This is a genomic window from Lysobacter gummosus, assembly GCF_001442805.1.
In the GTDB taxonomy this organism is placed as follows: Bacteria; Pseudomonadota; Gammaproteobacteria; order Xanthomonadales; family Xanthomonadaceae; genus Lysobacter; species Lysobacter gummosus.
In genome coordinates this window covers 432,694-444,602 of sequence record NZ_CP011131.1, presented here as the reverse complement: position 1 = coordinate 444,602, position 11,909 = coordinate 432,694, and the positions used below count along the sequence as shown (strand labels likewise).

The window sequence follows — 11,909 nt, the reverse complement described above, 5'->3', positions numbered from 1 at the left end:
GGGATTTGCTCTTACCGTCCGAAGCCGGAAGATTCACACGTAGGAACAAAAGCAAATCCCCCCTGGCCCCCCTTTTTCAAAGGGGGGAACCCGTCGGGGGGATTCGCAGGGGACTGCGAGGAAGGTTTTCTGTCAGCGCCGGATTACCATCGCCGCATTCGACGTCAACGCACGTCGCGCTTCCGCCGCGGCCACGCCGCCAACAACGCCCACAACCCGCCCAGTCCCGCGATCCACGACGACGCGGGGATCGACCAGAAGCGCGGCCCGCCCGATTCCAGCCCATACAACACCGCCGCCACGATCAGCAGACCAGTGCCGAGAATCGCCGCGACCGTGCGCCGCACCGCATCCTTGATCGTGCGATTAAGGTCGGTGATGTCGCTCGAACGCATCTTCAACTCGTGCTGCCCCGACACCTGCTGGCTCAGCCACGCATGCAGCAGGCGCGGCATTTCCGGCGCGCGGGTCACGAGCTCGGGCAGGCGCTTGCGGAATTCGCTCGCCAGACGCTGCGGGCTGTAGCGATCCAGCAAGATGCGCTGCAGCACCGGCCGCGCCACCGCCCAGATGTCGAGCTTGGGATCGAGCAACCGGCCCACGCCTTCGATATTGAGCAAGGTCTTCTGCAACAAGATCAGCTGCGGCTGCAAGGTCAGCTCATAACGCTGCGCGGTGCGGAACAGCTTGACCAGCACCTCGGCCAGCGAGATTTCGCTGAGCGGACGGGTGAAATACGGCTCGCACACCGCGCGCGTGGCCGCTTCGAGTTCGTCGATGCGGATGTGCGCGGGAATCCAGCCGGCCTGCACGTGCAGTTCGGCGATGCGGCGATAGTCGCGGTTGAAGATCGCCATGAAGTTTTCCGCGAGGTAGTACTGATCCTCGTCGGACAACTGGCCCATGATGCCGAAGTCGAGCGCGATGAAACGCGGGTTGCTGCGCCGGGACGGATCGCTGTCCACCCAGATGTTGCCGGCGTGGGCGTCGGCGTGGAAGAAGTTGTCGCGGAACACCTGCGTGTAGAACACCCGCACGCCCTTGGCGGCGAGCGCGCGGCGGTCGATGCCGGCCTCATCCAGGGCGGCGATGTCGTCGGAGGGAATGCCGTATACGCGCTCCAGGGTCAGCGCGCGTTCGCTGGTATGCGACCAGATCACCTCGGGCACGTACATGTCGTCGCTGTCGGCCCAGAACCGGCGCAGCACGCTGGCGTTGGCGCCTTCGCGCTGCAGGTCCAGCTCGGCGGCCAGGGTGCTTTCGATCTCGGCCACGATCGCGCGCGGACGGATCTTGTCCGCGGCCGGGTGGGCGCGATCGACCAGCGCCGCCAGCGCGTTCAACAGCGCGATGTCGCCGGCGATCTTGCCCTCGATGTCGGGCCGCAGCACCTTGACCACGACTTCGCGCGCCGGCCTGCCGCCTTCGGCCGGCAAGCGCGCGGCGTGCACCTGGGCGATCGAGGCCGAGGCCAGCGGCTCGATGTCGAACCGTTCGAACGCGTCCTCGATCTTGCGTTCCAGCGTGCCCTCGACGATGCGTCGCGCGGTCTCGCCGTCGAACGGCGCGACCCGATCCTGCAGCAGCGCCAGTTCGATGGCGATATCCGGCGGCACCAGATCGCGGCGGGTGGACAGGATCTGGCCGAACTTGACGAAGATCGGCCCGAGTTCCTGCAAGGCCAGGCGCAGGCGCGCGCCGCGCGACATCGCCGCGATCTCGACCGAGGCGCGCGGCACGAACGGACGGGCGAGCTTGAGCCAGCGCTCGGCCGGGGTGTCGTCGAGCAGGTCGTCGAGGCGGTAGCGCAGCAACACGCGGCCGATGCGCCAGGCGCGGATGGCGGACCTCATGCGCGCGCTTCCCGGCAGAGGTTGCGCAAGCGCGAAGCGGTTTGCAGGAGGGGCTTCAGCCCCGATGCTTTTCGATCAGAACCGATGAAGTTGCGCAGCGAGCGGAGCCAAGAGCATCGGGGCTGAAGCCCCTCCCACAGGAGACCTCGAAGGTTCGAAAGGTCTTGCAGGGTCGAATGCCCTCGCAGATTCGAAGCGACCCCGCTCATACGCCGCGCCTCGCGCGATCGCGCAGGCGCCCCACCCGCGCCGCGGCGCGCTCGACATCGTCGCGCAAGGCATCGACATCGTCGTGAAAGGCGTTGAGCTCATCGCGCGGAACGACATCGCGCGATTCCTCGGTGACGTACTCGGCCGCGTTGCCGGCCAAGGCGCCGGCCGCCTCGCGCGCATGGCGCAGCGCACCGGCGACGCCGTTGGCGATCTGCACGCCGGCCACCTCGCCGAACACGGCGACGAAGGGCTGCTGCCAATCCGGATCGAAGCGTTCGGCCAGGCGCTGCAAACGTCGCGCAAGGTCGGCGTCGCCTTCGATGCGCAGCTTGCCGACCGGCGCGGCCTGTTCGTTGCGCGCGGCGCCGAGCAGATTCGGCAGTTGCGACAGGATCGCCCCGAGCGTGCTGCGCACGGACAGGTCGGGCTCGTCGCTGTCGCGCACCGGCCCCACTTCGAGCCGGCCTTCGACCACCAGGATGCGCAACGCCAGCGGCGGCGAGGCCAGATGCAGGGCAACGCTGCGGCCGTCGAGCGCGCGCAGGCTATCGCGGGTATCGGGGTCCAGCGCCAGCGCGCGGTTGAGCGCGGTTTCCAGCGCGCGTCCGGCCAACGGCTTGAGCGAGGACAGGAACGAGGGGTCGGAGGCGGTCATGCCGCCATTGTAGCCCCCCGCTCCGGTCCAGCCACGCGGTCGGCGGCGCTCAAACGGCGGCGTCAGGCGACGCGACGGCCGCGGAACAGCGAGATGATCGCCAGGACCACGAACACGACGAACAGGATCCAGGCGATGTTGCTGGCCGCGCCGGCGATGCCGGTGAAGCCAAGGACCGCGGCGATGATCGCGATGACGAAAAATACGGCGGCGTAATGAAGCATGGGGAACCTCCTGGCATGAGAGAAAGCCGCATCGGGGCAGGTCCCGATGCACGCTTCGATCCTCTGCCAGCGAAGGTTGTCAGACGGTGACGGCGGGCGTCTGCGTCCAGGCGGCCTTCAGGCGGGTGAGCCCTTCGTGAAAACTGACCTTCGGCACGTAGCCGAAATCGCGCGTCGCCGGCGTCATGTCGTACCAGTGCGTGGTCGATAATTGCTCGGCCAGAAATCGCGTCATCGGCGGCTCGCCCTGCAACGGCAGCACATGCCACAAGCCTTCGCAGACCGCGCCGATGGCGTAGGCCGCGCCGAACGGCAGGGTCTTGTCCACCTGCGGCGCGCCGACCGCGCCGAGCAGGCCGTTGAGAGTTTCGCGCAGGGTCTTGGGTTCGCCGTTGCTGATGAAGTAGGCGCGGCCGGCGCAGGCCGCGTTTGGGGCGAGATGTTCGAACGCATCGAAATGCGCCTGCGCGGCGTTGTCGATGTAAGTCGTGTCGATGCGGTTGTTGCCGTCGCCGACGAAGCGCAGGCGGCCGGCGTTGGCGCGCGCGACCAGACGCGGCAGCAACTGGTTGTCGCCCACGCCCCAGATCAGGCGCGGACGCAGCGCGACGGTGGCCAACTCGGCGCCATTGGCGGCGAGCACGGCTTTTTCCGCGATGGTCTTGGTGGTCGCGTAGGCGGCCTTGAAGCCTTCGCCGTAGGGCACGGTGTCGGCGGTGCCGCCTTCGACCGGATGGGTGGCGCGATGGGTGACGCTCGGGGTCGAGGTGTAGACCAGTTTGCCGATGCGGTGGGCGCGGCAGGCGGCCAGCACGTTGTCGGTTCCGACCACGTTGGCCTGGTGATAGCTGTCGTAGCTGCCCCAGGCGCCGGCCTTGGCGGCGTTGTGGAAGATCGCCTCGCAGCCGTGCGCGGCGGCGATCACCGCGTCGCGATCGGCCAGATCGCCCTGGATCTGGATCACGCCGAGCGCGCCCAGCGCCGGGTAATGGCCGCGATTGAAGCTCACCACCTGGTGGCCGCGCGCGATCAGGCCGCGGCACAAGGCCTGGCCGAGGAAACCGCCGCCGCCGGTGACAAGAATTCGCATGGCGCAGGTCCGAAGAAGGGAGAGAGGAATGATAGACGCCGGTGGACGGGGCGGTTTGTCGGGTAGGCGACTATCGCCGGCGCTGAGAGAAGAGCATCGGGGCTGAAGCCCCTCCCACAAAAGACTTCGAAGCCGCGCTGCCTTTTCAGGAAGGGCTGAAGCTTCTTCTGCAAGAGACTTCGAAGCCGCGTTCGCTTTTGTGGGATCGGCTTCAGCCCCGGCGCTCTCGTCCCCGATCGCGCCGCCCCCGCATCAGCGGCTTTCGGTCGCCTGCGCCTGCAGCGCCAGCTTCTCGCGCCCGATCTTGGCGTTATGGCGAATATCCACCGGAAACCCAGGATGGAAGCGGAAGCGCTCGATCCCGGCGGTGTGCGCATGGCGGGCGCCGATCTCGCGCAGTTCCTCGACGATGCGCTTGCGCTCGGTATCGCCGACGCGCGGCTGATGCAGTTCCACCCACAGCAGCGGCACCTGCGCGCCGAACGTGCCGGTGCCGACCAGCGCGGTGCGCCGCACCTTCGGATGCGTGTTGAATACCGGCTCGACCTGCTCGGTGTAGAGCGGGCCGCTCGCGGTTTCCACGCGGTGGGTCTTGCGCCCGCAGAACCACAGCCGGCCTTGTTCGTCGAGATAACCCACATCGCCCATGCGATGGACGATGCGCTCCACGCCGCCGGCGTTCTCGCGGATCTTCGCCAGCCGGGTCATCGAATCGCGATTGAAATAGCTGTCGGTGGCGGTGGGACCGGCGACGGTGATCTCGCCGACCACGCCGGCGCCAACCAGCAGATCGTCCGACCATTGCGCGATCGCCGCGTCGTCGATGCGGATCACCCGCACGTCGTTGCGCTCCACCGCGCGGCCGACGCAGGTGCCAGCGCCGGCTTCGGTGGCCGCGCGCGTGGACTGCAGTTCGCGGCCTTCGATCACCGCCACCGGCAGGCATTCGGTGGCGCCGTAGGGCGTCCAGAACTGCGCGTCGTCGGGCAGCAGTTCGCGCAGGCGCGCGACCGTGTCCGGCGGCACCGGCGCGCCGGCCGAGGTGACGCGCTTGACGGTCGGCATCGGCTGGCCGTGCCGGGCCAGCACCGCCATCAACGCAGGCGAGCCGAACAGTTGATCGCAGCCGAAACGGGTGACGGCTTCGAGCAATTTGACCGGATCGGCCTGCGCCGGCCGGGTCGGGTCCATGTCGGGGATGATGGAAGTCAGCCCCAGCGCCGGATCGAACAAGGCGAACGGCGGGAACGTCGGCAGGTCCACGCCGCCGGGCACCATGCCGAAGGCTTGGCTCATCATTTCGATCTGGGCGACGAAATGGCGATGGCGGAACACCACGCCCTTGGGCACGCCGGTCGAGCCGCTGGTGAAAACGATCGCCGCGACTTCGTCCGGCTGCGTATTGGCCAATTGCGAACCCACGCCGGCGCCGGCGCGCTCGACGCGTTCGAGCGTGTCGTCGGCCAGGAACGCGCGCTTGCCGGTGGTGATGCGGATGCGCGCCGACTTCGCCCAGCCCAGCACCACGCGCGCCACGTGCGCCAGCGGAATGCCAATGAAGGCTTCCGGCGCGGCTTCGTCCAGGCATTGGCGCAGCGCGCGCTTGTCGATGCCCGGATCGATCAGCACCGGCACCGCGCCGGCCTTGAACAAGGCGAACATCAGCAGGAAGAACTCCGGCGACGGCCGCACCATCACCGCGGTGCGGGTGCCGCGGACGATGCCGCGCTTGGCCAGGCCGGCGGCGATGGCGTCGCTGCGCGCATCCAGCTGCGCATAGGTCAGCACGACGTCGTAACTGGCCATGCCGTCGGCGCGGCGCGTGCCGGGGCAGCGCATCGCCACGCGTTCGGGCGATTGCGCGGCCAGCGTCGGCAGTATCGCGGCGATGTTGCAGGTGGGTGCGGCAGCGTCCATGCGTGTCTCAGCCCAGAGGATGGCGGTCGAGGAAGGCGCGGATGTCCGGCACCAGAATCTCGCTCTTGTCTTCCAGCACGTAATGTCCGGCGTCCTTGAACGCCTGCACCTGCGCCTGCGGCAGCGCATCGGTGAAGCCTTTCAGGAAGTGATGATCGAAGACGAAATCGGCCAGGCCCCAGCCGATGAACACCGGCCGGTCGGCGTATTCGGGCAGCTTGCGGCCCATCGCCTGCACCAGCGGCCAGGCCTTGTCGCCCTCGCCCAGCGGAATGTCCTGGACGAAACGCGAAGTGGCGATGCGGTTGGCCCAGGTGTCGTACGGCGCGACATAGGCGCGGCGCACCTGCGCCGGCATCGCCTTGACCACGCCCAGGCGCGAGGCGCCGCCGGCGAAGGCGTTGAAGCCGCGGATCAGGCCGGTGCCGATCGAGGAATCGCGGCCCAGGCGCAGGCGCTTGGGCAGCGGCTTGGCCGCCGGCAGCGGGAACGCGCCGGTGTTGGTGATCACCAGCCGCTTGATCTGATCGGAATGCTTCAGGCCCCAGCCGAAACCGATGCCGCCGCCCCAGTCGTGCACGGCCAGGGTCATCGGCCCGGTGACGCCCAGGTGCTGCAGCAGCCGTTCGACGTCGTCGACCCGCGATTGCAGGGTGTATTCGTAGCGATCGTCGCCGGGCTTGTCCGACAGGCCCATACCGACATGGTCGGGGACGATGCAGCGGTAGCGATCCTTCAGGCCCAGCACCAGCTTGCGCCAGTAATAGCTCCACGACGGGTTGCCGTGCAGCATCACCACGACCTCGCCATCGCGCGGGCCTTCGTCGAGATAGCTCATGCCGATGCCCGGACGGACTTCGAAACGCTGCGGCTGGAAGGGGTAGTCGGGGAAGCTGGAGCTGGACGTCATCGGCGACTCGGTGAGCGGCGCGCGAGCGGGGCGCGGCCTGGACGGAATGGGCGCCATTATCGGGCCGTGCCGGGCCGATGGGGGATTTTGCGCGCGGCGCGGGCCGGGCGGGCCCGAAATTTGGCGGAATCTGGCGGGTTTGGGGGTGGCTCGGTCGAGGGCCGGGCTTGGGTGGGTGATGAGGTGGGTCGGGCCTGCGCGGTTTCGGGGTCGGGGCTGAAGCTCCCTCCCACGGAGACTTCGCGGCCTCGGCGCGGCGGTCGGCTCTTCAGCGCAGCAAACAGCACCCCGCGCTACTGCTCCCTCTCCCTCTCCCTCTCCCTCTCCCTCTCCCTCTCCCTCTCCCTCTCCCTCTCCCGCTCGCGGGAGAGGGCCGGGGTGAGGGAATGAGCGCCGCAGGCGCGAATGCTCTTGCCTGGATTTCCGCGACCGACCGCGCGCTTATCCCAAACCCACCCGCCCCGATCAAAACAAAACCTATCGTTTGAACATGCCACCCCTGTGCGATTGCCACTGTTTGCTTGACGCACACTCCGGGGCCATGACGATTCGCAATCCGCCGCGGTGGCTCCATGCGTAGCAAGTTGTTCGTGCCCGGTACGCGGCCGGAACTGTTCGGCAAGGCGCTGGCCGGTCCGGCGGACGCCTTGTCGTTCGATCTGGAAGACGCGGTCGCCGAGGAGCGCAAGGCGACGGCGCGCATCGCGGTCGCCGGCTTCGTCGGCTCCGAGGCGGCACTGGCCTCGCGCAAGCTGATGATCGTGCGCGTCAACGCGCCGGATTCGCCGCATTTCGCCGCCGACATCGCCGCGGTCGCGCGCGACGGCGTGACCTTGATCAATCTGCCCAAGATCGAATCGGCCGCGTCCTTGCGCGCGGCGGTCGCGCAGATCGAACGCGCCGAGACGCTCAACCAGATTGCCCAGCCGATCGGCGTGCTGGTCAATATCGAAACCCCGCGCGCGCTCGCCAACGCCTCCGAGATCGCCTCCGCGCATCCGCGCGTGGCCGGTCTGCAGCTGGGGCTGGCCGATCTGTTCGAAGCCGCGGGCGTGGAGCGTTACGACATGGCCAACGTGCACGCGGCCATGTTCGCCGTGCGCATGGCCGCCGCCCAGGCCGATGTGTTCGCCATCGACAGCGCCTACGCCGATCTGCACGACGAAGCCGGGTATCTGGCCGAGGCGCGGATGGCGCGGCGGCTGGGTTTCATCGGCAAGAGCTGCCTGCATCCGGTACAGGTCGGGCTGGCGAACAAGATATTCGCCGCGACCGCGGCCGAGCTGGACGCGGCGCGGCGCATCGTCGCCGCGGCGGCGGCCGCGCCGGACGCGGGCCGCGGCGTGTTCGTGGTGGATGGACGCATGATCGATCTGCCGTTTCTCAAGCGCGCACAGGCGCTGCTGGCGGCGGCGGAGCGCGCCTGAGCCGCCGCGATGCGGGCGGCTACAGTGCAGTCGGGATAAAACTGCGAGCCGGGGCGATCCGGTCCGCATCGATGACGGGGCGGTATTCGATGTCGCAATTCTTGTGGGCGCTGGCGCGTGCGGGCCGGACGATCCGGGCGCGCGGTCTGGTCGCGTTGCTGTGCGCCGGCCTGATGCTGACGGCGGTGACGGCGCAGGCCGAGCCGCTGACGCCGCTGCAGGCCGGCACGTTGCCGTCGCTGCAGAACGCTTCGCCGCTGATCGGGCTGGCGACGGTCGATGGCCGCACCCTCGCGATCGGCCGCGACCGCGCGTGGCGGCTGGACAACGATCGCCACGCCTGGCTGCCGCTGCAATGGAGCGCGGCGCCGTGGGCCGGCGCGGTGGTCGGCGACGGCACCCGCGCGTATCTGCTGCCGTCCGATGCCTCTGTCGCGATCGCGCGCATCGACGCCGACGACAGCGGCGCGCGACTGCGTCCCTTGCCGCCACTGCCGACGCCGCTGTCGCAACTGCGCGCGACCTTGTCCGACGACACGCTCTACATCGCCGGCATCGGCGCCGATGGCAAAGCGCATGTGTTCCAGCGTCCCAGCGCCGACGCCGGTATCGCCTGGACTTCGCTCCCCGCCTGGCCCGGCGGCGCCGCGCCGCGTTCGCTGATCGCCCAGACCCGCGCCTTGTTCCTGATCGTCGCCGATCCGCGCGGCGGCGCCGACCGCATGCTGCGCTGGTCGGCGGATAAAGCCTGGACCGACGCCGGCCGCGTACCGGGCCAGGTCGTGCCCGGAACCGGCCGTGCGACCGGCCAGGCGCACGTGCTGTATCCGGTCGCCGATCCCGCCCTCGCCCACGCCGCGGCCAAGCTGATGATCTACCAGACCATCACCGGCTCCTGGGCGACGCTGCCCGGCGCCGAGCTGCCCGCCGGCGCCGGCGCCACCGCGCACTGGCCCGACGGACTGGTCTGGGCCCAGGCCTCCGCCGACGGCGCCCATACCGCCTTCGCCACCGCCCAGGTGCAGTCGAGCAAGCTGCGATTGCACTGGCTGGATTGGGTGGTGATCGTGGTCTACCTAGTCGGCATGATCGGCATCGGCCTGTTCTTCTATCTGCGCGAGAAGCGCGGCTCGACCAGCAGCTTCTTCGTCGGCGGCCGCAGCATCCCGTTCTGGGCCGCCGGCGTGAGCCTGTACGCGGCCAACACCAGCTCGATCAGTTTCATCGCCATCCCGGCCAAGGCCTTCGAAACCAACTGGCAGTACCTGGCCAACAACATCGTCGCGGTGTTCGGGCTGATGTTCGTCGCGGTGTGGATCGTGCCGCTGCTGCGCCGGCTGGATCTGATGTCGGTGTTCTCGTACCTGGAAACGCGCTTCCATCCGGCGATCCGCATGCTCGCCAGCGCCTTGTGCATCGTGGTGCAGATCGGCAGCCGCATGAGCGTGATCCTGTTCCTGCCCGCGCTCGGCATCGCCACCATCACCGGCATCAGCGTGTTCTGGAGCGTGATCCTGATGGGCGGCTTCACCATCGTCTACACCGCGATGGGCGGCATGAAGGCGGTGATCTGGACCGACTTCGTGCAGGTGATCGTCAAGATGGGCGGCGCGCTGTTCGCGATCGGTTTCATGATCTGGCACCTGCGCGGCGGCTTTGGCGAGTATTGGTCCACGGCGATGTCGCTGGGCAAGATGCACACCTTCGACTTCAGCTTCGACATGACCAAGGCCACCGTGTGGGGCTTCATCTTCCTGGTGGTGTTCGAAGTGGTGCTGACCTTCCCGAAGGATCAGGTGCTGATGCAGCGCACCTTGTCCACCAAGTCCGACAAGGAGGCCGGGCGCTCGATCTGGGCGTTCGCCGCCATCACCATTCCCGGCGGCATCATCTTCTACACCATCGGCACTTCGCTGTTCGTCTACTACAAGAACAATCCCGAGCGGATGAATCCGCTGCTGCCGATCGACGCGACCTTCCCGATGTTCATCGCCGCCGAACTGCCGGTGGGCGTGACCGGGTTGATCATCGCCGGCATCTTCGCCGCGGCGATGGCGACCTTGTCCGGCATCATGAATTCGGTGGCGACGCTGATCTCGGTGGATTTCTACGAGAAGCTGGCCAAGGACCGCAGCGCCAAGAAGAGCGTGTTCTTCGCCGAGATCATGACCGTGGTGGTGGGTCTGATCGGCATCGCCACCGCGCTGCTGCTGTCGAAGTTCAATGTACATTCGCTGTTCGATCTGTCGATCGAATTGGCCGGCCTGCTCGGCGGCGGTTTCGCCGGCGCCTACACCCTGGGCATGTTCACCCGCCGCGCCAACTGGCAAGGCGTGGCGATCGGCATCGCCGCCAGCATCGCCCTGACCCTGGTGATCTGGACCTTGCAGATGGTCCATCCGTACTACTACCTGGCGATCTCGATCCTGCTGTGCATCGTGATCGGCTACGCCGCCAGCCTGTTCTTCCCGGCGCCGCAGCAGTCCTTGAAGGGCCTGACCATCTATCGCGACCGGGCCAGCGATTGAAAGCGCGTCGCCGTCGTCGTGCATGCGGATGCGATGGCTTGCGCCGCCGCACGCGTGTTACGGCAAGCGCGCCGCGGCTCAACGATCGCAGCGATCGCGCTGCGCGGATCCAATCAGCGCTGCGGACCGCCCATACCGCCCATACCGCCCATCATCCCCGGATCGTGCGATCCGCCCGGTACCGTGCGCTCGCCGGTGGCCTGGTTGACCTTCACCCGCCACGGATAGTGATCGCCGGAACCGCCGGTGCCGGCGGCCTGCAGATGATTGGTCACCGCCTTGCGCCAGGCCGGGCCGGTGTTGGCGTTGCTCATGTGCGGGGTCTTGGAATGATGGAAGGCGACATCGCCGCGCGCCATCGGACAGGCCACGGCGCGGCCCTCGCCCACCTCGCACACCAGCAGATCGCTCTGCACGCCTTCGACCAGGCGATGAGTCAGCACGCCGTCGCGATGGCCGCCGTCGATGAAATGCATGCAGCCGTTGACGGTGTCCACGTCCTGCAGCGGAATCCAGCCGGTGATGCCGCGATCGAACAGATTGCCGCCCCAATAGCCTTCGTCCTGATGCCAGTAGGTCGGCGCGCTCTTGCCCGGCGGCTTGCCGAGAAACTGGTCGTACCAGAACGCCATCTCGCGCGACATCAGCGCGGAGGCGAAACTCGCCAGCCACGCCCGGTACGGCTGCGCGGCGATGTCCGGCCAGACCAGGGTCGGCGAGGACTGCACGATCCGGAACGAGCGCTGCTCCTTGCTTTCGCTGCGATCCCAGGCCCAGTCGTTGGCCAGGCGCTCCTTGTCGGCCAGCAGCAGATCGCAATGCGCTTCGATCCGGTCCAGCTCCTCCGCCGGCAACGCTTGCCGCACCACCAGATAACCGTGTTCGGCGAAGGCGGCGATGTGTTCCGGGCTGGCGACGGGATACGGCATGACGGCGTTCCGATGGCGGGCGAAGTTCGCGCCGATTGTTCGCCGCCGCGTTCCGAGCGCCAAGGCGCGCGGACTATATTCACACGCAGGCTCCGCTTGACTCCGGGAAAACGCCGTCCGGCGCTCGGCACATGGCGCCGGTGCGCACGCTCGGGTAGCCTGC

The 11,909-nt window shown here is 68.1% G+C and carries 9 protein-coding genes; 2 read left to right on the top strand and 7 right to left on the bottom strand.

Features of this window, described 5'->3' with window-relative positions; all coding sequences use genetic code 11:
- Nucleotides 1-164: 164 nt before the first annotated feature.
- The 6 genes from ubiB to LG3211_RS01715 form a co-directional block, all read right to left on the bottom strand.
- The gene (ubiB, locus tag LG3211_RS01735) at nt 165-1,853 is read right to left on the bottom strand and encodes a ubiquinone biosynthesis regulatory protein kinase UbiB (RefSeq protein ID WP_057941331.1); all 1,689 of its coding nucleotides are present in this window, start codon (nt 1,851-1,853) and stop codon (nt 165-167) included.
- A gap of 205 nt (nt 1,854-2,058) precedes the next feature.
- The gene (locus LG3211_RS01730; protein WP_057941330.1) at nt 2,059-2,721 is read right to left on the bottom strand and encodes a ubiquinone biosynthesis accessory factor UbiJ; all 663 of its coding nucleotides are present in this window, start codon (nt 2,719-2,721) and stop codon (nt 2,059-2,061) included.
- A gap of 62 nt (nt 2,722-2,783) precedes the next feature.
- A complete protein-coding gene (locus tag LG3211_RS24630) occupies nt 2,784-2,945 on the bottom strand; it encodes a DUF1328 domain-containing protein (RefSeq protein ID WP_083512241.1) in 162 nt (53 codons plus the stop codon).
- Nucleotides 2,946-3,024: 79 nt separating this feature from the next.
- On the bottom strand, nt 3,025-4,035 hold the full coding sequence (gene oleD, locus LG3211_RS01725; RefSeq protein WP_057941329.1) for a 2-alkyl-3-oxoalkanoate reductase: 1,011 nt from the start codon (nt 4,033-4,035) through the stop codon (nt 3,025-3,027).
- Nucleotides 4,036-4,287: 252 nt separating this feature from the next.
- Nucleotides 4,288-5,952, bottom strand: a complete 1,665-nt coding sequence (gene oleC / locus LG3211_RS01720; protein ID WP_057941328.1) for an olefin beta-lactone synthetase — start codon at nt 5,950-5,952, stop codon at nt 4,288-4,290.
- Nucleotides 5,953-5,959: 7 nt separating this feature from the next.
- Nucleotides 5,960-6,862: an alpha/beta fold hydrolase gene (locus tag LG3211_RS01715; RefSeq protein ID WP_057945200.1), complete on the bottom strand. Its 903-nt coding sequence runs from the start codon at nt 6,860-6,862 to the stop codon at nt 5,960-5,962.
- A 572-nt stretch (nt 6,863-7,434) separates the two neighbouring features.
- Here LG3211_RS01715 and LG3211_RS01710 point away from each other — a divergent pair.
- Nucleotides 7,435-8,289 carry an HpcH/HpaI aldolase/citrate lyase family protein gene (locus LG3211_RS01710; protein WP_057941327.1) on the top strand — a complete coding sequence of 285 codons (855 nt, stop codon included), beginning with the start codon at nt 7,435-7,437 and terminating at the stop codon, nt 8,287-8,289.
- An 89-nt stretch (nt 8,290-8,378) separates the two neighbouring features.
- Nucleotides 8,379-10,817 carry a sodium:solute symporter family protein gene (locus LG3211_RS01705; protein WP_057941326.1) on the top strand — a complete coding sequence of 813 codons (2,439 nt, stop codon included), beginning with the start codon at nt 8,379-8,381 and terminating at the stop codon, nt 10,815-10,817.
- 113 nt (nt 10,818-10,930) lie between these two features.
- Here the strand turns inward: LG3211_RS01705 and LG3211_RS01700 are convergent, their stop codons facing one another.
- Entirely contained in the window at nt 10,931-11,746 is an 816-nt protein-coding gene (locus LG3211_RS01700; RefSeq protein ID WP_057941325.1) for a phytanoyl-CoA dioxygenase family protein, read from the bottom strand.
- Nucleotides 11,747-11,909: the final 163 nt, after the last annotated feature.

Coding starts and splice junctions, on each gene's coding strand:
- LG3211_RS01705 (WP_057941326.1), top strand. CDS start 8,379: ATGTCGCAATTCTTGTGGGCGCTGGCGCGTGCGGGCCGGACGATCCGG.
- LG3211_RS01715 (WP_057945200.1), bottom strand. CDS start 6,862: ATGACGTCCAGCTCCAGCTTCCCCGACTACCCCTTCCAGCCGCAGCGT.
- LG3211_RS01730 (WP_057941330.1), bottom strand. CDS start 2,721: ATGACCGCCTCCGACCCCTCGTTCCTGTCCTCGCTCAAGCCGTTGGCC.
- LG3211_RS24630 (WP_083512241.1), bottom strand. CDS start 2,945: ATGCTTCATTACGCCGCCGTATTTTTCGTCATCGCGATCATCGCCGCG.
- LG3211_RS01710 (WP_057941327.1), top strand. CDS start 7,435: ATGCGTAGCAAGTTGTTCGTGCCCGGTACGCGGCCGGAACTGTTCGGC.
- oleD (WP_057941329.1), bottom strand. CDS start 4,035: ATGCGAATTCTTGTCACCGGCGGCGGCGGTTTCCTCGGCCAGGCCTTG.
- LG3211_RS01700 (WP_057941325.1), bottom strand. CDS start 11,746: ATGCCGTATCCCGTCGCCAGCCCGGAACACATCGCCGCCTTCGCCGAA.
- oleC (WP_057941328.1), bottom strand. CDS start 5,952: ATGGACGCTGCCGCACCCACCTGCAACATCGCCGCGATACTGCCGACG.
- ubiB (WP_057941331.1), bottom strand. CDS start 1,853: ATGAGGTCCGCCATCCGCGCCTGGCGCATCGGCCGCGTGTTGCTGCGC.